Genomic DNA, 23,256 nt, shown 5'->3' on the forward strand with positions numbered 1-23,256 from the left:
CTTAAACATTTTATTTAAACAAATTATCCATTCCTGGAATCATTGGCATATCCATTTTAGCAACAGCATCTAATTCCGCTTGATTTACATTCGATGCTTTTTCGATTGCTTTATTCAAAGTTACAATCAAATAATCTTCTAATTGGTCTTTGTCTTCTAATAAAGAATCATCGATCGTGATGCTTTTTATTTTTCTATTGGCAGTTAGCGTTACTTTTAATAAACCATCATTGCTTTGTTCATCGATTAGTACCGTATCCAAGCGTTTTTTTGTATCTTCTATTTTTTGCTGGGTTTCTCTAAGTTTACCCATCATTCCCATTAAATCCATTTTTTGTCTTTTTTATTATTCAATTGCAAAATTACTACATTGCTAACTCATTTCAATAAAAAATTAATCAGAAATAGTCGGCTCCTAAGTTCTCTTTGTGTTATTTTTGCATGGATACATAATTAATATTTACGCACCAACAATGTCAAAAGATATAGTAGCTCCGATTGCTAAAGTAATTCCTAAGAAACTAAAAAAGCACAATGATATCAGAATTGATAATTATTTTTGGTTGAATGAAAGAGAGAACCCAGAAGTCATTGATTATTTGAATCAGGAAAATGCCTATTACAAATCTAAAACGGAGCATACAAAAGATTTTCAGCAGCAATTGTTTGAGGAAATGAAGTCTAGAATCAAAGAAGATGATGAATCGGTGCCTTATTTCTACAATGGCTATTATTACATAACCCGTTTTGAGAAAGGACAGGATTATCCTATTTATTCTAGAAAAAAAGAATCTCTTTCTGCCAATGAAGAAATTTTATTCAATTGCAATGATTTGGCTAAAGGACATGCTTATTTTAAATTGGGAGGATTAAGTATTAGTCCCGATAACAAATATGCCTCTTTTGGAGTAGACATTGTAGGAAGACGAATTTATACCATTCAAATTAAAAATCTTGAAACAGGTGAAATTCTTTCGGATAAAATTGAAAATGTAACAGGAGGATCAGTTTGGGCAAATGATAATAAGACTATTTTTTATACCACGCAGGATAAAATAACCTTGCGTTCAGACAAAGTTTTTAAGCATAAATTAGAAACTAATGCTTCAGATGATGTTCTCGTTTATCATGAAGAAGATGACACATTCAATCTTTATATAAGCAAAGAAAAGTCAAGAAAATATATTGTTATTGGATGCGGAAGTACTTTAACTTCTGAATATAGAATATTAAATTCAGATACTCCAGATGGAGAATTTATTGTTTTTCAACCAAGAGTTCGAGGCTTAGAATATAGTATTTCGCATTTTGGAGATTCCTTTTATGTGCTAACTAATAAAGACAAGGCGACCAATTTTAAATTAATGAAAACGCCTGAAAATGCAACTGAGAAAAAAAACTGGAAAGACTTAATTCCGCACAGAAAAGAAGTTTTACTGGAAGATATTGAAATTTTCAAAGATTTTCTAGTTGTAGAAGAGCGTTCCAATGGTTTGAATCACATACGAATTATGCCTTGGAGTGGAGAAGGAGAGTATTATTTGCCTTTTGACAGTGAAACCTATAATGCCTATACAACTACAAATGTTGATTTTGATACTGATATTCTTCGTTATAGCTATCAATCACTAGCAACACCATCTTCGGTTATTGATTTTAATATGAAAACCAAAGAGAAAGAAATCAAAAAAGAACAAGAAGTTTTAGGAGGTAAATTTGATAAAAACAATTATATTGAAGAACGTGTTTGGGCGACAGCAACTGATGGTGCCAAAGTTCCAATTTCGATGGTTTACAGAAAAGAATTAAAAAAAGATGGCACAAATCCATTATTGCTTTATGCGTATGGATCATATGGGCATACAATGGAAACCTATTTTTCATCCACCCGTTTGTCAATTTTAGACAGAGGTTTTATTTTTGCGATAGCGCATATTCGAGGAGGAGAAGATTTAGGGAGACAGTGGTATGAAGATGGTAAATTATTAAAAAAGAAAAATACTTTCACCGACTTTATAGATTGTTCTAAATATTTAATACAAGAAAAATTTACTTCTCCAGCGCATTTATATGCAGAAGGTGGTTCAGCAGGAGGATTGCTGATGGGTGCGGTAGTAAATATGGCTCCTGAATTATACAACGGGGTTATAGCTCAAGTTCCTTTTGTGGATGTTGTTACAACTATGCTTGATGATACGATTCCGCTTACTACTGGCGAATATGATGAATGGGGTAATCCAAATAATAAAAAATATTATGAATATATGTTATCGTATTCCCCATATGATAATGTAAAAGAGCAACAATATCCCAATATGTATGTTTCAACAGGGCTTCATGACTCACAAGTACAGTACTGGGAACCAGCAAAATGGGTAGCTAAATTAAGGACTTTGAAAGACGATAATACAGTTTTGTATTTAAATACTAATATGGATGCGGGTCACGGAGGTGCTTCGGGGAGATTTGAAGCAATTAAAGAATTAGCGGAAGAATATAGTTTTTTGTTAGATTTAGAAAAAATTAAAAACTAATTAGATTTTTTTTGTTAAATTTGCTCCGTATTGAGGTTAAATTAAAAGCGATCTCGATTAACTATTTTTTTATGAAAGAAGAAATAAATGCTTATAATAATGTTTTAGAATTAATAGGTAACACACCACTTATTAAACTAAATAAAGTCACCGAAGAGTTAGAAGGTAATTTCTACGCAAAGGTAGAAGCTTTTAATCCGGGACATTCTTCAAAAGATAGAATAGCATTATACATAATCGAAGAAGCTGAAAAGAAAGGGATCTTAACACCAGGCGATACCATAATTGAGACTACATCTGGAAATACTGGATTTAGTTTAGCAATGGTAAGTATCATTAAAGGATACAGCTGTATTTTGGCAGTGAGTTCAAAATCTTCTAAAGATAAAATCGATATGCTACGTAGTTTAGGCGCAAAAGTTTATGTGTGCCCTGCACATGTATCTGCCGATGACGAACGTTCGTATTATAGTGTTGCTAAAAGATTGCATGAAGAAACTAAAGGTTCGGTTTATATTAATCAGTATTTCAATCAATTAAACATTGATGCTCATTATTTAACTACAGGTCCAGAAATTTGGAAACAAACTAATGGTAAATTAACCCACCTTATTGCATGTAGTGGAACTGGAGGAACAATTTCAGGAACTGCAAAATTTTTAAAAGAACAAAATCCAAACATAAGAATATTAGGAGTAGACGCTTTTGGTTCTGTATTGAAAAAATACCATGAAACTAAAGAGTTTGATAATGGTGAAATTTATCCATACCGAATAGAAGGTTTAGGTAAAAACTTAATTCCATCAGCAACCGACTTTGATATTATTGATAAGTTCATGAAAGTTACTGATGAAGAAAGTGCTCATTCAACTAGAGAATTAGCTAAAAAAGAAGGGCTTTTTGTAGGATATACTTCAGGAGCAGTTCTTCAAGCTATAAAACAATATGCAGAAGAAGGAGAATTTGATGCAAACAGTAATGTAATTGCAATTTTTCCAGATCATGGTTCACGTTATATGAGTAAAGTATTTAGTGATGATTGGATGAATGAACAAGGTTTCTTTGATAGCATCAATGAAGAAGAAGCTCAAAAAATAGAATTTGTAAAATAAAATTACACTAACATAAGTAAATAAAAAAGTCCCGAATTTTCGGGACTTTTTTATTTTTGAGAAGGAATATTTTTTAGTTTTCTTCCATAGTATGATATACGTTCATTACGTCATCATCTTCTTCAATTTTTTCTATTAATTTTTCTACATCAGCGATTTGAGCTTCAGTAAGTGCTTTTGTGATTTGAGGAATTCTTTCAAAACCTGAAGAAAGGATTTCTAAATTTCTGTTTTCTAATTCTTTTTGAATAGTTCCAAAACTTCCAAAAGGAGCATAGATTAAAATTCCATCTTCGTCTTCAAAAACTTCTTCAGCACCAAAATCAATTAATTCTAATTCTAGTTCCTCAGGATCGATTCCTGCAGCTGGTATTCTGAAATTACAAGTATGGTCAAACATAAATTCTACAGAACCTTGTGTTCCCATAGTTCCGTTGCATTTATTGAAATAACTACGAATGTTAGCAACAGTTCTGTTATTATTATCTGTAGCAGTTTCAATTAACAATGCAATTCCGTGCGGTGCATAGCCTTCAAATAAAACTTCTTTATAATTAGCCGTATCTTTATCAGTAGCTTTTTTAATAGCACGTTCTACATTTTCTTTGGGCATGTTGGCCGCTTTCGCATTTTGTATAACTGCTCTTAATCTTGAATTGGCATCAGGATTTGGTCCACCTTCTTTTACTGCCATTACAATATCTTTACCAATTCTGGTAAAGGCTTTAGCCATTGCTGACCAACGTTTCATTTTTCTTCCTTTTCTGAACTCAAACGCTCTTCCCATTTCTATTTCTTATTTTGAACTGCAAAAATACAGTTATTAGTCATTTTAACAAAATCAATTTATATTCTTTTCAAAAAAATCAGCTGTTTTTTTTGTTTTACTTTAAGGTATTAAAATCTTCAATTATAGCTGTAGCTTCATTTAGGTAATGATTTGATTTCAAAGTTTCTATTTTAAATTTATTCAAAGTTTCTTCAAGCGGGTGAAGTGATAAAATGTAATTATTTATAGTAGTATTATAAATAGTTAAATTAAGGTTTTTCTTGTCAAATGTGTTGATCTCTTCCCATACTTTATTTCTATTGTTTTGTTCTTCAAAAACAGCATCTATAGTTATAGGAATCGTTGCTTTTTCCTGATTAAATAACAAATCAACTTTTTTATTTAGTGTTTTAATAGCATTAAAATAGGAGTCAGAATTAACTCTATCTTGACTATTTTTAATTACCATTTTAAGGATATTATTCTTCCAAAAAGGTCTTACTTTTTGAATGGTATTGATACTGTCATTTTTAAAAGCGGTTGGATAATTGTTTTCTTTTGGGAATATATCTTCATACATTTCAGGTAGTTTTACATCGGGAATTACACCTAAACCTTGATGACTTTTTCCATTTATTCTGTAAAACTTATTGATAGTAACTTTTACAAAATTTTGATTGTCATTTTCCTCCAAAGGAAGAATGGTTTGCATCGTTGCCTTTCCTAATGAACTACTCCCTATAAGTACTGCACGTTTGTGATCTTGAAGAATTGTGGCAAAAAATTCACTTGCTGATGCCGAATTACTATTGATTAAAAGTACTATCGGTCCTTTGAAAATCATTCCTTTATAAAAGTCATTAATCACAGATTGTGCTTTGGTTTTATCGACAACTACCGAAATAGCGCCATAGTCAACAAACATGCTGGCTAGTTTTACAGCTTCTTCCATGGAGCCACCGCCATTGTCAGTTAAGTCGATTACTAAACCTTTAATGTTGTCTTTTTGTAATTTCATTAATTCTGTTGCAACATCTTCAGCACAACCTTTTCCTGTATTTCCTTCTATATCGGCATAAAAACTTGGGATTTTTATGTAGCCAATGTTGTCATTTTTTTTGACAATAAAACTGTAAACCGTATTCTCTTCGTCTTTTAAAATTTGTTTTTCAATCAGAACTTCGAAACTTTTACCAGAATTCCGTTTAAGAGTAAGTATGATTTTTTTATTTGTATCGGATAGAATCATATTAGAAATAGATTCTAAAGAAGCGCAGGATACAACTAAGGTTTCGCTTTTATTGGAAATAGAAATAATTTGATCTCCTTTTTTAATTTTTCCAGTTTGAAAAGCGGGTCCGTTAGGGTCAATTTCGTCAACAATTATTTCATTCTTTTCGTTTAGACTTACCAGTAATCCCATCGATAAATGCTCTTTTGACAATGAGGATACAAAAGTTGACTTATCATCATTACTAAAATAAGCCGTATGAGGATCAAAATAGTTGCAAAAATGATTGTACAGACTCTCTTCAAAACTGCTTTTGGCATTCAAAACGGTGTTTATTCGACAAAGCTCATCTTGAATAATGGTACTCTTTGTTTTTAATTCTAAAGTATTGAAATATGATTTTAAAGAGTCTAAATTTTTACTAATTCCTGTTATCTCATTAAGAATTTCATAGCGTAATTTTTTGCTCAAAACTTTTTCTACTTCATCATCTAATAAGTAAACAGGAAAAGCTTTTTTGTATAACCGAATAGTGTCTTTATATTGATAATCAATAGCTTCTTTGTTTATTTTTTCTAAAATGAGTTTATTGCGCAGAAGGCTTTTTTGTAGAACAGACTTGATTTCAGTTAGAAAAGAACAATCTTTTACAAGAATTAAATTGTCAATATTGAGACGGTATTTTTTAGAAAGTAAATCGTAATCCGATTTTAGAAAAAGATTTCGAGCAGGATCAAGCTCATCTATAAAGGCATCAAAAATATAAACCGATAGACTGTCATCTATCGGTTTTGGGCTGATGTGTTCGCGCTGAATAAGCACATTTATTTTAGAAAGTATTTCACAGGTTTTCGTGCTATTTTGACTAAATAGAGATACAGTTGTCAACAAAAGCAACACTAAAAATACCTTCATTGTTTTTTTATTTCTTATAAAAAGGAAGTTTCACTACTTTGGCTGGAACATCGTTTTTACGAATTCTAATATAGATATCACTATCTACCGCACTATGCTCTGTAGTTACGTAACCTAAACCAATACCTTTATTCATCGATGGTGACATAGTCCCCGAAGTTACAATTCCGATTGCATTTCCTGAGGCGTCTACAATTTCATAATCATGTCTTGGTACAGCACGTTCTTGCATTTCAAAACCAACTAATTTTTTAGAAACTCCTGCTTCTTTTTGCTTTTTAAGATTCTCAGAATTGGTAAATTCCTTAGTAAATTTAGTAATCCAACCTAAGCCAGCTTCTAGAGGAGAAGTAGTGTCATTAATGTCATTTCCGTACAAACAAAATCCCATTTCTAAACGTAACGTATCACGAGCAGCAAGACCTATTGGTTTGATGTTATAAGCAGCTCCAGCTTTAAAGACAGCATTCCAGATATGTTCTACATCTGAATTTTTACAGTAAATTTCGAATCCTCCAGAACCTGTATATCCTGTAGCTGAAATGATTACGTCTTGAATTCCTGCAAAATCACCTACTTCAAAATGGTAATAAGCAATAGCCGATAAATCTAATGAAGATAATGATTGCATAGCTTCAACTGCTTTTGGACCTTGAATGGCTAATAAGGAATAGTCATCTGAAAGATTCTTCATTTCAACTCCTAAATCGTTATGCGCTGAAATCCATCCCCAATCTTTTTCAATATTTGAAGCATTTACTACTAACAAATATTCTTCTTCACCCATTTTATAAACAATTAAATCATCTACAATTCCACCGTCATTATTAGGAAGACAAGAATATTGTGCTCTACCAATGGTTAATGTTGAAGCATCATTTGAAGTTGTTTTCTGAATTAGAGCTAACGCATTTGGCCCAGTCAATAAAAATTCTCCCATATGTGATACATCAAACACACCTACGGCAGTACGTACGATTTCGTGTTCAGCATTTACGCCTTCATATAAAATAGGCATATTGTATCCGGCAAAAGGAAGCATTTTCGCTCCCAAACTCTCATGAATGTGCGTTAGTGCAGTATTTTTCATTGTATATTTTTATGTGAATTTATGCGGCTAATTTATTGCTTTTTTATGGAGTGACAATGCTTATAAATACCGAAATATATTTTATTTAAAACTGCTTTTTTAAATTTAAGCCCTCCCTTTTAAATCAGGATTATTTCTTCTTTTGTTTCAAATTTCTATTGTATTTAAATATAGAAGAAGGCTGATTTTTTTTTGTGTAAAAATCTCTTCAACGAAATATTTATTAGAGATTAAGTTCATTTTCATTTGAAAAATTAGTAACTTAGTGTGTTCTAAATCAGTCATATAAATGAATGTGGTATGAAAAATAAAAACACCCAAAAGAAAGTGAATAATAAAGATGAAAATAAAATTCCAGATTCACTTTTATATCCGCCAAATGAAGATATTTACAGTCAATTCCATAAAGAAATGGAAATTGACCCAGAAGATATTTCCAAAAAGAAAGCTCCAGTCGAAATTAACAACATCAGAGAATTGAATCAAAAAGATTTTGACGAAGATGTTTCAGGTGAAGATTTGGATATTCCTGGATCAGAATTGGATGATGAATTAGAAAACTCAGGAAATGAAGATGAAGAAAATAATCATTATAGTATAGGAGGCGATAATCATAGCAATCTAGAGGAGAATACTGGAGATAAAAATTAAAATTATTTCAATCTTAAATCTTGATTTAAAACCTATTCATTTTTTCTTAAATTATAATTTCCACCTAATTGTAAAGAATTATGGATTTAAGTAAATACAATCAAATGCGTCATTTTAATGCTACAGCAGAACCTCAAGGAAATATAAAAAAAGCTAAAGGCGAATTGATTTTTGTTGTGCAAAAACACGCAGCTTCGCATTTGCATTATGATTTCCGATTAGAAATAGGAGGGGTGTTGAAAAGTTGGGCTATTCCCAAAGGACCTTCTATGAATCCTGAAAAAAAAAGATTAGCTATTCTGGTGGAAGATCATCCGTATGATTATAAGGATTTTGAAGGAACAATCCCTGAAGGAAATTATGGTGCTGGAACCGTTATTGTTTGGGATCAAGGCACATATACTTCGATTAATAATAGAAATGATGTAACATCCCAATTAGAATCTGATTTCGCCAAGGGACATCTTAGTATTATTTTGAAAGGAAAAAAACTTAAAGGAGAATTTGACTTATTGAAGTTTAAAACTAAAGAAGAATCAAGCTGGCTTTTAATCAAACAAAAAGATCAATATGCAACCGAGGATGATATTTTAAAAAGTACAAAGTCAGTTATTTCGAATCTGACTTTAGAAGAAATGGCACAGCAGGTTAATGAAAAAATAAAGCGATAAGAATTTCCAGCCCAATTAATATAATTACAATCCATTCTAAGCGAGAACTTTCTCTGACATTAAGAACATCAGTAAACAGTGTAAGGTTGTCTTCTACAATTTGTAAGCGATAGTCTAAGTCTTTAAAACGGGTGTTGATATCAAAATTTCCTTTGAGTTGGCGATTAATAAGATTAAGTTCCTCGTTGTCCCAAACCATATTCGGGTCATCAAGAATGTATAAATTATCAATAATACTATTTTTCACATTCAGTACTTTACCTATATATTTTAATAAATTAGTTTTGGAAATACTTAATTTACCACGGTGTTCTAATTCTAAAATGTAATGTTTAGAGGATGAAATAAGTTCGTCTGTAAGTACTTCATAATGCTCCAAGGCAACTGATTGACCTACATTCAGCATTACAATTCGCATAAGTGGCGCATCGATTGTATGCACTGAAATAGAAGCATTTTTGACAATTGCTTTAGTTGTATCTTGATTGGATTCAATTTTATATTCTTCAGAAAAATCTAAAGAAACTAGATTAGAAGCGTAATTTTTTAAAAAGTTGATAAACGCTGTTTTTGCTTCTAGATCATAATTTGCAAAAACAACTACGCCATAATCAAAAACGTATAAATACCTATTTGTTTCTGTAAAAGCATAAAATATTTCTGAAGTTGAACCTGAAAAAGCTTCAACTTGAAACTCAGCTCGAAATTTTCGAATATTGAAAAACTCAGCAATCTGAACGGCTTCTATTTGAATTTCCATATTGAATAATTTTATATAAAATTAGGAAATTTTAGTTTTGAAAAAATAAAACTATATCTGATTTAATAAAACTGTAGCATTTTTGCTTTTTCTATTTTAGTAATTTGAATAGTGCTTTCATTTTGTTCGCGATTAAAGTAAAAAAAATGGGAAGTACTGATTTCAGTATCTTCCCAAATTTATGCGGAGAAAGAGGGATTCGAACCCCCGGACCTGTTACAGTCAACAGTTTTCAAGACTGCCGCATTCGACCGCTCTGCCATTTCTCCAGTATGTCGCTTTCATTATCTGATTGCGAGTGCAAATATAAGAACCTTTTTTGGTTATGCAAATCTATTTTTATAAAAAAAGCATCAATTTAATGGACTATTTTTTAAATGTTTCATTTTCTTTGCTTTAGGATAAACTTATTTTTGCTAAAAATGAAATAAATTATTTTAATACTTTACGTATTCCATTATTTCTAAACCATATCCAATCATTCCAACACGTTTAGTGCCTTCCGTATTAGATACTAATCTGATTTTTGAAATATCAATATCGTGTAATATTTGAGCACCAATTCCAAAATCTTTATTGTCAATAACAATTTTGGGAGCTTTCATTTCTCCTTCGCTTTGTAATGCTTTAAGTTCTGTTATACGATTAAGCAAATTAACGGACTGCATATCTTGGTTAATGAAAATAATAGCTCCTTTTCCTTCTTCATTGATAACCTTGAACATATCATCTAATTGTTGTTCCGCATTATTAGTTAAGGTACCTAATAAATCGTTATTAACTTGAGAAGAGTGAATTCTTGTCAAAATAGATTCTCCTAAATTCCAATTCCCTTTTGTTAAGGCAATATGTATTTGTTTATTGGTTGTTTGTTGGTAAGCACGTAATCTGAAAGTTCCAAAACGAGTTTCGATATCAAAATCTTCTTTCTTAACAATTAAGCTATCGTGTTGCATTCTGTAAGCTACTAACGCTTCAATTGAAACTAATTTCAAATCAAATTTCTTTGCCACTTTTACTAACTGTGGTAAGCGTGCCATTGATCCGTCTTCATTCATTATTTCTACAATCACACCTGCTGATTTAAATCCTGCTAATCGAGCAAAATCTATTGCGGCTTCTGTATGACCAGTTCTTCTTAATACGCCTCCTTGCTTTGCGATAAGAGGGAATATATGTCCAGGTCGAGCTAAATCGTGCGGTTTTGTTTTAGAATCAACAAATGACAAAATAGTTTTTGCTCTATCTGCTGCTGATATTCCTGTTGTAACTCCATTACCACGTAAATCTACCGAAACGGTAAAAGCAGTTTCCATTGGGTCCGTATTATTACTAACCATTACATGTAATCCTAGTTCTTTGCAACGACTTTCGGTTAATGGTGCACAAATTAATCCGCGGCCATGAGTTGCCATGAAATTAATCATTTCTGGGGTTACTTTTTCGGCTGCAGCCAAAAAATCGCCTTCGTTTTCACGATCTTCATCATCAACAACAATAATAATTTTTCCTTGTCGAATGTCTTCGATAGCTTCTTCAATAGTGTTCAGATGTATTTTGTTTGTAACCATTTAGGGTTTAATTTTGGGATGGAAATATTTTTTTAAATGCTTTTTGAAAGGGTGCTAATATAACATCCATGTTGATTAATCCGATATCATTTGTAGCTCTATAAGTTAACAATATGGCGAGTGGAGTTAGAATAAAAGAGGACATCCAAGCACCCATAAATGGCGATAAACCTCCTTCTTGTGAAATTCTCTTACCAAATGTATTTATAAAGTGAAATGATATAAAAATTAAAACTGCAAATACAATTGGTAATCCAAGTCCTCCTTTGCGGATGATGGCTCCTAATGGTGCTCCAATGAAAAACATTAAAAAGCAGGCAAAAGCAATGACAAATTTATCGTATAAAGCAGATAAATGTTTGTTGATGTTTTTCTGTTTATTAGTTAATTCTGTCTTTGATGCATCAATTGAAAAAATGGTGCTAGATAGGTTACTACTAGCAATTTTTAGTATTTCTGATTTTTTAGGATTATCAAATAAAGATAAAATGTTTTTTTGAAAAGGTTTTGTTTCTTTTTTCAGTTTAATTTTGGGACTCTTTGGAATGCCAACTCTTTGGCTGATATTTTCAGAGAACGAAATAATATCTGTTTTTAGATTTTTGTTAAGGGAATCTAAAGTGTAGTTTAATTCGCTAGCAGTAAGCATGGTATTTGTATTGCTAACACTTTCATCGCTGATATCAACTTTGTTTAATTCGGATAAATCAATATTAATAATGTCTTTCTTAAAAGAACTTTTTACAAAAGGCATTTTGTCACGGTCTTCATATTTTTTCGGAATAACATCTTCGTAGTAGTTTCCATCTTTTAGCACTAATTGCAAAATACTAGATTCTTTACTACTTATTAATTCACCATTTTTAGCCTTAATAACTTTTTTACTTCCATCACCATTATTTGATTTTATATGTATGGTAATTCCAGTTAAAATGTTTCCGTTTTCACCGGATTTTTTATTCACTTTTATGTTATATAATCCCACATCACTAAACTGCCCTTCGGCTATAGCCAATGCTGGTTTTGCTTGTGCGATATTTTTTCTGAAATTGACAAATTTATATTCTGCCAAAGGGATGATGTTATTTGCAAAAAAGAAAGCGACTATACTTAACAATGCTATAAAAAGCACTAAGGTTCTCATGGCTCTTTGCAATGATATTCCAGCAGATTTCATTGCGGCAAATTCATAATTTTCAGATAAATCACCAAAAGTCATTATCGATGCTAATAGTACAGATAATGGGAGTACTAATGGAATTATTCGAGGCATCGAAAACATTAAAAATTTAAATACCATTGGTAAATCTAAATCTTTACCTGCTAATTCAGCTATAAATAACCAAACGGTTTGAAGTATGAATATAAAAAAAAGAATTACAAATACAGTAGTAAATGTAATCAGGAATGTTTTAAGAATGTATTTGTCTAGAATTTTCACCTACGGATTAATCTAATTTGTTGATGTAGTAATTTGGATATTTACTTTCGACAAAGGTAAATTGATTTTTTGACAAAGGTTGATTGGTTTTAAAAGAATTAACCGTTAAGGTAGTTTTTGTTCCTTTTTTTCCCATTTCAATCAAATTGTAGATATGTTTGGTTTGGACATCAATACCTAATAGAACTTCTTTTCTTTGGTCTCTTGAACTTAATGGTACTAATTTTACATATTGTATTTTTCTACCTTTAACATCCTGAACAATATCCATTGAATATTTGTATCCAGAATTAAAAAAAGTTAGCATTTTTGATGGTGTTACTGCGTTATCATCTTTTTCATTAACTGTAGATATGGTAACTTCTTCGTCTTCAGGAACTATAGTGTATGTTTTTTTTCCGTCAAAAATCTTAGTAACTCCCATGAAATTCAATACATATTGATTTCCTTTAAGCGTAACGTTTCCTTTGCTATCTTGATTGATGTTCTCTTTGGCATTGTTCAAAGAGTATTTGAAATCAATTACAATAGAGTTGTAACTTTTAACTTTAGCGGATACTTGATCTAAAAGTTCTTTTGCTTTTTTATCTTGTGCTTGAACAGTCAAGTTTAAAAGTACTAAAGCAGCTAGTAGTAGAAATTTTTTCACGAATGAGCTTGAATTATTGTTCTTGGATTGATTGGGCTGATTTGGAACCATCAATTTTTGAATCTTAGATTTCATGGTATTAGTTGTTTTGTTCATTGTTAAAGAATTGATCTAGAGAAGCCATGTCTGAAATGTTCACACTACGAGCTTTACTTCCTTCAAAAGGACCTACAATTCCTGCAGCTTCTAATTGATCAATCAATCTTCCAGCTCTGTTGTAGCCCAATTTTAGTTTTCTTTGTAACAATGAAGCTGATCCTTGTTGTGCATTCACAATAATCTCAGCAGCTTCTCTAAACAAAGTGTCTCTGTCAGAAATATCCATATCAAGATTAATGCCACTTTCCTCTCCAATGAACTCTGGAAGTAAATAAGCTGTTGCGTATGCTTTTTGGGATCCTATAAATTCGGTAATTTTTTCTACTTCTGGAGTGTCAACAAAGGCACATTGTACACGAACCATATCGTTTCCATTTGTATAGAGCATATCACCACGTCCAATTAATTGATCTGCTCCTTGAGCATCCAAAATAGTACGAGAGTCAATTTTTGATGTTACTCTAAAGGCAATTCTTGCAGGGAAATTAGCTTTAATTAAACCTGTAATTACATTTACAGAAGGTCTTTGTGTTGCTATAATTAAGTGAATTCCAATGGCTCTGGCTAATTGCGCTAAACGTGCTATAGGAACTTCAACTTCTTTTCCAGCAGTCATAATTAAATCAGCAAACTCATCTACCACCAAAACGATGTAGGGTAAAAAGCGATGTCCATTTTCAGGATTTAATTTTCGAGACTTGAATTTATCATTATATTCCTTGATATTTCGAACCATAGCGTCTTTAAGCAATGAATATCGATTATCCATTTCTACACAAAGCGAATTTAATGTATTGACTACTTTTGCATTATCAGTTATTATGGCATCATCTAAGTCTGGTAATTTGGCTAAGTAATGTCTTTCGATTTTATTGAATAGCGTTAGTTCTACTTTTTTAGGGTCAACCAAAACAAATTTTACTTCAGCAGGATGTTTTTTGTATAAAAGAGATGTTAATACCGCATTTAAACCAACAGATTTTCCTTGTCCTGTAGCTCCTGCCATCAATAAATGGGGCATTTTAGCTAGATCCACAACAAATGTTTCATTCGAAATAGTTTTACCCAATGCAATTGGTAATTCCATTTCAGCTTCTTGAAATTTAGCAGAGCCAATAACACTTTTCATAGAAACCATTGTTGGATTCTTGTTAGGAACTTCAATTCCTATTGTTCCTTTTCCAGGAATAGGAGCAATAATACGGATTCCTAATGCCGAAAGTGATAAAGCAATATCATCTTCTAAACTTTTGATTTTTGAAATTCTGATTCCAGCTTCAGGTACAATTTCATATAAAGTTACTGATGGACCAACAGTTGCTTTAATTTGAGCAATTTCAATTTTATAATTGCGAAGGGTGTCAACAATCTTGTTTTTGTTTTCCTCTAATTCTTCTTGATTAATAGTAATTCCACCTGTTGAATATTCTTTTAATAAATCAATTGTAGGGAATTTATAATTGGATAAATCCAAAGTTGGATCGAATAATCCAAAATCAGCCACTAATCGAGAAGCCAAATTTTCTTCAATAATATCTTCTTCTGGAGCTTTTTCAATCACAAAAGCGTCATCATTTGTTGGAATTACTTCAGGTGCTTTTGGAGTAATTGGTAAGGCAATTGATTTTAAAACAGGATCTAAATTGATGTCTGACGAATTACTTATTGTAGGTTTTAAAGCCTCTTTGTTAATTTCGAATTGAGAACCAGTTGTTTTTATGTGGATAGTATCAAGTTCTTCATCTTCCGCTTCTGGAACCGCAAATTCTTCTAGATTATAGCTATTGTCAACTGTTTTGAAAGGATTTGAAGTAATATCCGTTTTAATTTCTTTTTTTGTGTTTTCAAAAAAAGATTGAATTTTTTCGGGTGAAAGTTTAATTTTAAAAATCAGATAGATAATTAAACCAAAAATCAGTACTAATAAAGTTCCAGTTTTACCAATATAATCTTGTAAAAACAGGTTTAGTTCATAACCAATTGTTCCTCCTAACTCTGGTAGTGAAGTGGCAAAAAAACCAAATAGAACTGATACGATAATGATAACGAACAAATCCCAAAACCAAATGTTTTTTAATTTTCTCAAAGAAAGTCCAAGAAGCATATATATTCCCGTCAGAAAAAATAAACGAACAAATATAAATGAGGCAAGTCCAAAACCTTTATAAACGATTAAATCAGCTAAAAACGCACCAAATTTCCCTAGCCAGTTTCTCACTGTTTCTGTCCTGTCGGTTAATTTAGTTACAGCACTTTGATCTGCTTGACCGTAGATATAAAAAGATATGAAAGCAAGTAATAAAGCGATTGAAAATAATACCAAAAGACTACCAAAAACAATTTTTTGTTGCTTTGATATTTTCCAGAATTGAGATACTTCAGACTCAGAACTATTTTTTTTGTCTAAAGATGATGCTTTTGCTGTTTTTGCCATTCCTGATTTTGAATTGTACTTATAAAAGTATTGGAAGATAAATAATTAAGCCAATTATAATTGCTGTTACAGCTGCGAAAAAAACAGCTCCAGCAGCAATATCTTTGATGAAACCAATTCGTTGATGATAATCCGGATGTATAAAATCTGCTATTTTTTCTACTGCAGTATTCAATCCTTCAATACTCATTACTAAACCAATTGCAAAGATTTGAAAAAGCCAATCCGTTTTGGAAATACCAAAATAAAATCCAGCAAAAGTCAGTAGTAAACCTATTGAGAATTGAACCATCACACTGTGCTCTGTTGTAATTAATTTTACAGCACCTTTGAAAGCAAATGTTACACTTTTAAGTCTACCCGTAAAAAACGAATTGTCTTTTTGAAATTCCATTGATTTACTTTAATTAAAGTACTGCTAAAGCAGCTTCGTAATTAGGTTCGTTTGCAATTTCTGAAACTTGTTCTGTATGAAGAATTTTTCCGTTTTCATCTGTAACAATAACAGCTCTTGAGTGTAAATGTGCTAATGGTCCATCAACGATATTAAGTCCGTTTGAAGTTCCAAAACTTCCAGTTTGAAAATCAGATAAATTAATTACATTTTCTAATCCTTCAGCACCACAGAAACGTTTTTGTGCAAAAGGTAAATCTCTAGAAATACATAATACAGTTGTGTTGTTTAATGAACTAGCGCTTTCGTTAAATTTTCTAACAGAAGTAGCACAAGTTCCAGTATCAATACTTGGAAAAATATTTAAGACTAATCTTTTTCCAGCAAAATCAGCAAGTGTAGCTATTGAAAGATCGTTTTTTACTAATTTAAAATCAGCAAGAGGTGTTCCAATTTTTGGTAATTCACCTGATGTGTTGATAGGATTTCCTCCTAATGTTATGGCAGCCATATTGTATGTTTTTTATTGAGGTTCAAAAGTATGAAAATTATTTAAGATTTTGTTAAAAATGGATAAAGAACGGGAACTAAAAAAAATATTGAATAAAAAAAAACGCACTCATAGCGGAGCACGTTTTGTAAAAGCAAGATTTTTTATCTTATCAAGATTTATTAAGGTTTGATTCTGATTTATTTATCGATAGAACCAAGTACTCGTTTCATAAAAGTGTTTAACGCTTCTTTTTTATCAGCACCATCTTTTATCAATTTGTTCACTTCTAATGCGCCATACATATTTGAAATCAATTCCCCTATAACATCTAATTCTTCGTCTTTCAACGAGGCAATTTCTGTCATAGCCTCAAGAACTTCAATAGTTTCAATGATATAATCTTGATCGTTTTCTTCTATAAACTGTGTTAAATGCTTGATTACAGGTAATTTCATCTTTTTTTAAGTTTTAAGTTTAAGGTTTTTTAAGTTTAAGATTTTTAAAGACTGTTGCTTAGTACTTTTATTTATGAAGTCAGGCAACTCAAAACTTTAAACTAAGAAATCATTAAACTATCTCGTTTACTAATTCAATTAGTACTTCTTGTTTGTTAGTTTGTGTTTCGTTTACCAATTTACCATTTACGAAAGTTGCAAAAGTTGGTAAGTTGCTAACGTTAGCTAGTTTTCTTGATTCTGGAGAATTTTCTGCATCTACAAGAACAAAAGCCAAAGCTTCATTTTCTGATGCTAATTTTTTGAATTTAGGTTTCATGATACGGCAATTACCACACCAAGAAGCTGAAAATTGAACTACAACTTTATCGTTTTTTTCGATTAAGTCTGCTAAGGTATCTTCGTTTAATTCTATTAACATGATTTTTATTTTTTTTAGTGTATTTCTAAATACAATGGCAATTTAAATATTGAAAATTGCCATTGATTTAAAAATGCTTTTGTTATTAGTGTGATCCTAAATAAGCTGCTGTACTGTTTCTGTCTGCGCTCATTGCGTCTTTTCCTTTTTCCCAGTTTGCAGGACAAACTTCACCTTTTTCTTGTACGTGAGTATACGCATCAATCAAACGGATATATTCGTTTACATTTCTACCTAATGGCATGTCATTTACACTTTCGTGGAAAATTTTTCCAGTTTCGTCAACTAAGTAAGTTGCTCTGTAAGTTACATTTGAACCTTCAACAATTACTGAATCAGTATCTTCGCTGTAGCTAGTTGATTCAATATCTAAAATTCCAAGAATGTTAGATAAATTTCTGTTAGTATCTGCAAGGATTGGGTAAGTTACTCCTTCAATTCCACCGCTGTTTTTTGCTGTATTTAACCAAGCAAAGTGCACTTCGTTAGTATCACATGAAGCTCCAATTACAATTGTGTTTCTTTTTTCAAATTCTGGTAACGCAGCTTGAAAAGCATGTAGTTCTGTTGGACATACGAAAGTAAAATCTTTTGGGTACCAAAATAATAATACTTTTTTGTTGTTTTTTGTAGCTTCTTCAAAAATGTTGATTTTCAAATTATCGCCCATTTCAGAGATGGCGTCAACTGCAATACTTGGGAATTTTTTTCCTACTAATGACATATTATTTTTATTTTATGTTAATGTTCTTATTTTATTGATGCAAATATAAATCAAACTACAAGTTTGAATATATAAGTTTTGATTATAAATATTTATTTTAAAATAGCATTTAACTATGGTTAATTTATATTAGCTTATAATCAACATTATAGATAATTAATTACAACAGGTAAACTTCCTTTGCAAATAGTGTTATTTAGCAATTGTTTTGCAGCAGTTTCTTGAAATTCTATAAAATCTTGATACATTTCAATAATTCCAGAGGCGTTTTTTAAATTTGGTATCACCTGAAGTGCATAAGGATTCCCAAAAACATACAGAATACACTTTTTCGAGCTGAATAATTCTTCTAAAAAATGTAAAACAGGTTCTTCAATATCAAAATTGTTTAGTGGCTTTGCTTTTGGTACAAATAACGAAATAATTATAGTGTCAAATGAATGTAAAGCTGTTTCTAATTCTCTGATGGAATCAGTGTCATCTCCCAAATTGATTTCAAATTCAGCGGAAGATAGGGGAGTCGATAGGCTTTTAAAAAACGCATTATCGACTGTTTTATAAATGCTTATTTTAGCTAATGAATTTCTCTTTTTAGCATCAAATATCATTTCTGTAGTATTGCTGTCTTTTATTTTGGTGATGCAATGTTCTGCAATTTTCTTATTTAAGATATTTGTGTATTCAAAATCAAAATCATCTTTGGAAGTTTCTGAGAATGTATTTTCACTTTTAATGATTCCAGCCTTTTGTTTGCATTTCCATAAACGATTGAAACTAGCTTCGATTCGTTCAGGTGTAGCATTATTATATATTTCCTGAATTCCTTCTGCTACATTTTCAGCAAAACACAATACATCATTTCCAGCATTGAAAGCTTCCCATTCTAATTGCCCTTTTTTAGTATACAATTTTGAGACACTGTGCATATTCAAAGCATCTGAAATTACTAAACCATCGTACCCTAATTGTTCTCGCAAAAGTGTTTCAATTATTGGTTTTGATAGTGTAGCAGAAATATTTTTTCCTTCATTCAAAGCGGGAACGGCTAAGTGACCAATCATAATAGAATCGACATTGTTTTCAATTCCTTTGATAAAAGGATACAATTCATTATCTAATAATTGGTCTAAATTTTCTTCTAAAACGGGTAATCCTAAATGCGAATCTACATTTGTATTTCCGTGTCCAGGAAAGTGTTTCAGACATCCTAAAATCCCAACATCAGACATTCCTTTTAAATACTCCAAGGCAAAAACGGCTACTTTTTCTTTGTTTTGACCAAAGGAACGATACCCAATTACTGGATTATTTGGATTGTTGTTGATGTCAGCTAATGGCGCTAAATTATAATGAATTCCAGCAGATTTCAGGTCTAAACCAATTTGTTTTCCAACTTCGTAAACCAAATGGCTTTCACTTTCGGCTAAGGCGCCAAGGGTTATTGCGTAAGGATATTGAGGTGTTTTTTCAACTCTCATCGCTAATCCCCATTCTGCATCAATACTTATTAATAGGGGTGTAGGTGCACATTTTTGATAGCGAACAATCAGCTCTTTTAGTTTATGATAACTATCGTCATTTAGAACTACTTTTTTCTTTGTTTCATAATTGGTAGCAGCACTTGCTCGACTATGAAAAAAAGTAAGACCACCTATATTATATTCTTTGATAAGTCGTTCTGTTTCTTGAATGTTTTCTTCGGTATCGTTTATAAATACGGCAGGAAAAAAAAATTGTCCTATTTTTTGCTCTAATGTCATTATTGAATAGCCATTATTTGTAAAATTATATTTTTGCTTTTTTGCCAAAATCAGATGGGAATATCAAAAAGCGAGATAGAATTAATCCAGGAATAGTTGCGCAAAACACCCAAATAAAGAAATTAGCATATCCTAGATATTCTTGAATATATCCACTTAACATGCCAGGAAGCATCATTCCTAAAGCCATAAAACCGGTTGCTATTGCATAATGAGATGTTTTAGATTCGCCTTCAGCAACGTAAATCAGAAACATCATAAAAGCAGCAAAACCAAAACCATATCCAAATTGCTCAACTATTATAGTTATATAAATGTAAAAAATAGATTCAGGATGAAAATGAGACAGCAAAATAAAACCAATAATAGGTAAATGCATCATCAATATCATTGGGAGCATCCATTTTCCTAATCCGTTTTTAGATATGGCAATTCCTCCTAAAATTCCACCAATGACTAGCGATAAAACTCCAAAAGTACCGTAAATAATGCCAACATCTTGGGTTGTTAATCCCATTCCGCCAACGGCTTTTTCGTCTATTAAGAAGGGAGTAAGCATTTTTAATAATTGCGATTCTCCAAGTCTGAAAACGAGAATGAAAATCATAACCAAACCAATTTGTTTCTTTTGAAAAAAACTGATGAAAACAGTATTGAAACTTTTACTTTCTCTAGTTTCCGTATTATTAACAGTCTCTGAATGCTCTGTGTTAGGAGTAGAAAAATAATTGTAAAGCGTAATCACAGCCATTAGGATGGCTACAAAAATCATAGTGTAAGACCATGCTTTATGCTTGTCGCCAAATTCTTGTTCGAGATAACCAGCAATAATTACAATTAAACCGTTTCCAGTTAACATAGAAAGGCGGTAAAAAGTACTTCGGATTCCTAAAAAAAAGGACTGTTGTTCTTTGGGCAAAGCCAATAAATAAAAACCATCACTAGCCACATCATTTGAAGCAGAAGCAAATGCAGCTACCCAAAAAATGGCTAAACTGACAACAAAAAATTGGCTTACAGGAATGCTTAAACCTACTAACAAAAAAGCAATTGATATGAGTAATTGCATGCTCAAAAACCACTTTCGTTTGGTGCTATACAGGTCAATAAATGGACTCCATAATGGTTTTATTACCCAAGGGAGATACAATAAACTGGTGTAAATTCCAATGTCTTCATTATTGATACCTAAACTTTTATACATAATTACCGAAACCGAAATAATAATTGCATAAGGTAAGCCAGAAGCGAAGTTTAATACAGGAATCCAAAACCAAGGTTTATTGTCTATTTTCATATTTTAATTTTGTTTTTTGATTCCTTATTGCAAATCGATAATTGAACCCACACTTTCATTACCATAAAAATCAATAAAAGTAATTTCGCAGGTGGTGTTAGTATCTAATTTCTCTTTTGGTAATGTAATTGTAATAGCATCACTTTTTTCCTTAAAGGCAATTTTATCAATAATTTGGCTTGGATCATTAACATCAATTTGAGCTTTGTTTTTTGCACAATAAACCACTACATATCGCACTTTACTATTCAGCGGATATTTGATATTTAGAAGAAATGAGTCGCTTAGATTTTTAACAGAGTTAATTTCAGGGACATCAATTACAATCTTTTTTAAATTAGGCACAGCCAATGGAAGTGCAGGATATTTGTATTGATTTTCCATTAACATTTGGGCCACATCCTGATTCTGATTGATAAACCATTTAGCACTGAAATAGGCATTTCCTTGCACATTAGTAAATGTTCTGGTGAAATCAATTTGGTTAGGAATTTCATTCGGAAGGTTCCATCGTTTATCCCCATCAGATCGAATTTTATAAGTACTGTTGCCAATATAAATAGCAGTGTTTTTAGAATTTTCAGACCACCATTTTAAGAGTTTTGAATAAGAAGCTTTAGGATGATCTAAACTCCAATATAATTGTGGTAAAATATAATCAATCCAATTGTTTTCCATCCATGCCAAAGGATCTGCGAACAAGTCGTCATAATTAGTTTGTCCAGAATCAGTATCAGAACCTTTTGGATCCATAGATTTATTGCGCCAAACTCCAAAAGGGCTAATTCCAAATTGCACCCATGGTTTGTTTTGTTTGATAGTTGAAGAAATATTTTTCACAAAATTGCTCACATTCGAACGTCTCCAATCCGCTAAGCTAAGACCATTTCCATATTTTTCATACGAAGCGGTGTCGTTAAATTTCTCACCATTTATAGTGTAAGGGTAAAAATAGTCATCAAAATGGATGGCATCAATATCATAGTTTTTAACTACTTCTTCTACAACTTTTATTAAATGTGCTTGTACTTCAGGCAATGCTGGATTGTAGTAATATTTCCCACCATATTTAATCATCCAATCCGGATGTTTATAAAAATCATGATTCGGACTTAAATTTTCTGTTTTTAAATCGAATGTAGCACGATACGGATTTAACCAAGCATGAAATTCGAAACCTCTAGCATGTGTTTCGGCAATCATCCACTCAAGGGTGTCATAATATGGTTTTGGTGCCTGACCTTCTTTCCCCGTCAAAAATCGAGACCAAGGTGCTAATTGAGAAGGATAAAATGCATCTCCAACACTCCTTATTTGAACAATAATTGCGTTATAGTTTAATTTTTTATAGGTATCTAAAATTTCAATAAAGTCAGCTTTTTGTTTGTCAACAGAGTCAACGCCGTTTTTTGGCCAATCAATATTAACTACTGTTGCTATCCAAACAGCTCTAAATTCGTTTTTAGGGTATAGTATTTTCTTTTGTGCAGTTCCATCCAAAAAAGAAAGAAAGCATGCCAAAATAAGTAGTACAAAAGATTTATTCTGAATCATTAATGGTATAATTTATAACGCATCAAAAATAGGTTTTTTAGAGAAGTTATTCAGCTAAAATTTTGATAAAATTAGGCTTTTGTTCTGCGCTATTATTTTTGTATTATGAATTTTAAAAGATATTTATAGAAACAAATGAGGAAACAATCGGAATAGCTTCCTTAATTTCTTATTTGATTATATTAAATTTTAAAGCGCTATAATTTTTATATTTGTCGGATGATGCTGTTT

At 31.5% G+C, this 23,256-nt stretch carries 21 protein-coding genes and 1 tRNA gene; 4 read left to right on the forward strand and 18 right to left on the reverse strand.

All coding sequences use genetic code 11. From position 1 onward, the window contains the following. Positions 1-10: 10 nt before the first annotated feature. Positions 11-331 (reverse strand): YbaB/EbfC family nucleoid-associated protein, encoded by a 321-nt coding sequence (locus C8C88_RS11310; protein ID WP_121338226.1) that lies wholly within the window; start codon positions 329-331, stop codon positions 11-13. Between the two features lie 142 nt (positions 332-473). Between C8C88_RS11310 and C8C88_RS11315 the strand changes: the two genes are divergently transcribed. Continuing rightward, the gene (locus C8C88_RS11315) at positions 474-2,534 is read left to right on the forward strand and encodes a S9 family peptidase (protein ID WP_121338227.1); all 2,061 of its coding nucleotides are present in this window, start codon (positions 474-476) and stop codon (positions 2,532-2,534) included. 71 nt (positions 2,535-2,605) lie between these two features. Next, a complete protein-coding gene (locus C8C88_RS11320; RefSeq protein ID WP_121338228.1) occupies positions 2,606-3,646 on the forward strand; it encodes a PLP-dependent cysteine synthase family protein in 1,041 nt (346 codons plus the stop codon). Positions 3,647-3,719: 73 nt separating this feature from the next. Here C8C88_RS11320 and C8C88_RS11325 read toward each other — a convergent pair whose 3' ends face one another. The 3 genes from C8C88_RS11325 to gcvT all read right to left on the reverse strand — a co-directional run bounded on the left by C8C88_RS11325 (position 3,720) and on the right by gcvT (position 7,651). Beyond that, positions 3,720-4,433 carry a YebC/PmpR family DNA-binding transcriptional regulator gene (locus C8C88_RS11325; protein ID WP_121338229.1) on the reverse strand — a complete coding sequence of 238 codons (714 nt, stop codon included), beginning with the start codon at positions 4,431-4,433 and terminating at the stop codon, positions 3,720-3,722. 97 nt (positions 4,434-4,530) lie between these two features. Further along, a complete protein-coding gene (locus C8C88_RS11330; RefSeq protein WP_121338230.1) occupies positions 4,531-6,561 on the reverse strand; it encodes a S41 family peptidase in 2,031 nt (676 codons plus the stop codon). Between the two features lie 7 nt (positions 6,562-6,568). Continuing rightward, the gene (gene gcvT / locus C8C88_RS11335; protein ID WP_121338231.1) at positions 6,569-7,651 is read right to left on the reverse strand and encodes a glycine cleavage system aminomethyltransferase GcvT; all 1,083 of its coding nucleotides are present in this window, start codon (positions 7,649-7,651) and stop codon (positions 6,569-6,571) included. A gap of 300 nt (positions 7,652-7,951) precedes the next feature. On the opposite strand from gcvT, the gene C8C88_RS11340 reads away from it, so the two are divergent. Beyond that, positions 7,952-8,302, forward strand: coding sequence for a hypothetical protein (locus C8C88_RS11340; protein ID WP_121338232.1), 351 nt, complete (start codon positions 7,952-7,954; stop codon positions 8,300-8,302). Between the two features lie 80 nt (positions 8,303-8,382). Next, positions 8,383-8,973 (forward strand): DNA polymerase ligase N-terminal domain-containing protein, encoded by a 591-nt coding sequence (locus C8C88_RS11345; RefSeq protein WP_121338233.1) that lies wholly within the window; start codon positions 8,383-8,385, stop codon positions 8,971-8,973. Here the strand turns inward: C8C88_RS11345 and C8C88_RS11350 are convergent. From C8C88_RS11350 to C8C88_RS11415, 14 genes are all read right to left on the reverse strand, one after another. Next, a complete protein-coding gene (locus C8C88_RS11350) occupies positions 8,951-9,733 on the reverse strand; it encodes an RMD1 family protein (RefSeq protein ID WP_121338234.1) in 783 nt (260 codons plus the stop codon). The two genes, C8C88_RS11345 and C8C88_RS11350, sit on opposite strands and share 23 nt — an antisense overlap. Before the next feature lie 184 nt (positions 9,734-9,917). Then, positions 9,918-10,002: transfer RNA gene (locus C8C88_RS11355), tRNA-Ser, on the reverse strand. A 168-nt stretch (positions 10,003-10,170) separates the two neighbouring features. Then, a complete protein-coding gene (gene ribB, locus C8C88_RS11360) occupies positions 10,171-11,304 on the reverse strand; it encodes a 3,4-dihydroxy-2-butanone-4-phosphate synthase (protein WP_121338235.1) in 1,134 nt (377 codons plus the stop codon). 7 nt (positions 11,305-11,311) lie between these two features. After that, positions 11,312-12,745, reverse strand: a complete 1,434-nt coding sequence (locus tag C8C88_RS11365) for an LptF/LptG family permease (RefSeq protein ID WP_121338236.1) — start codon at positions 12,743-12,745, stop codon at positions 11,312-11,314. A 7-nt stretch (positions 12,746-12,752) separates the two neighbouring features. After that, the gene (locus C8C88_RS11370) at positions 12,753-13,394 is read right to left on the reverse strand and encodes an outer membrane lipoprotein carrier protein LolA (protein WP_304466119.1); all 642 of its coding nucleotides are present in this window, start codon (positions 13,392-13,394) and stop codon (positions 12,753-12,755) included. 79 nt (positions 13,395-13,473) lie between these two features. Next, on the reverse strand, positions 13,474-15,927 hold the full coding sequence (locus C8C88_RS11375; protein WP_121338238.1) for a DNA translocase FtsK: 2,454 nt from the start codon (positions 15,925-15,927) through the stop codon (positions 13,474-13,476). A gap of 19 nt (positions 15,928-15,946) precedes the next feature. Further along, positions 15,947-16,321, reverse strand: coding sequence for a diacylglycerol kinase family protein (locus C8C88_RS11380; RefSeq protein WP_121338239.1), 375 nt, complete (start codon positions 16,319-16,321; stop codon positions 15,947-15,949). 13 nt (positions 16,322-16,334) lie between these two features. Further along, the gene (gene tpx / locus C8C88_RS11385) at positions 16,335-16,832 is read right to left on the reverse strand and encodes a thiol peroxidase (protein ID WP_121338240.1); all 498 of its coding nucleotides are present in this window, start codon (positions 16,830-16,832) and stop codon (positions 16,335-16,337) included. Positions 16,833-17,011: 179 nt separating this feature from the next. Beyond that, on the reverse strand, positions 17,012-17,269 hold the full coding sequence (locus C8C88_RS11390; protein ID WP_121338241.1) for a hypothetical protein: 258 nt from the start codon (positions 17,267-17,269) through the stop codon (positions 17,012-17,014). 112 nt (positions 17,270-17,381) lie between these two features. After that, on the reverse strand, positions 17,382-17,690 hold the full coding sequence (locus C8C88_RS11395; protein WP_121338242.1) for a co-chaperone YbbN: 309 nt from the start codon (positions 17,688-17,690) through the stop codon (positions 17,382-17,384). Between the two features lie 85 nt (positions 17,691-17,775). Continuing rightward, a complete protein-coding gene (locus C8C88_RS11400) occupies positions 17,776-18,414 on the reverse strand; it encodes a peroxiredoxin (protein WP_121338243.1) in 639 nt (212 codons plus the stop codon). Between the two features lie 146 nt (positions 18,415-18,560). Next, complete coding sequence (locus C8C88_RS11405) at positions 18,561-20,174, reverse strand: glycoside hydrolase family 3 protein (protein WP_121338654.1); 1,614 nt, start codon at positions 20,172-20,174, stop codon at positions 18,561-18,563. A 25-nt stretch (positions 20,175-20,199) separates the two neighbouring features. Next, on the reverse strand, positions 20,200-21,471 hold the full coding sequence (locus C8C88_RS11410) for an MFS transporter (RefSeq protein WP_121338244.1): 1,272 nt from the start codon (positions 21,469-21,471) through the stop codon (positions 20,200-20,202). Between the two features lie 24 nt (positions 21,472-21,495). Next, a complete protein-coding gene (locus C8C88_RS11415; protein WP_121338245.1) occupies positions 21,496-23,025 on the reverse strand; it encodes a glycoside hydrolase family 10 protein in 1,530 nt (509 codons plus the stop codon). Positions 23,026-23,256: the final 231 nt, after the last annotated feature.

This window comes from Flavobacterium sp. 123, from assembly GCF_003634825.1.
Lineage (GTDB): Bacteria > Bacteroidota > Bacteroidia > Flavobacteriales > Flavobacteriaceae > Flavobacterium.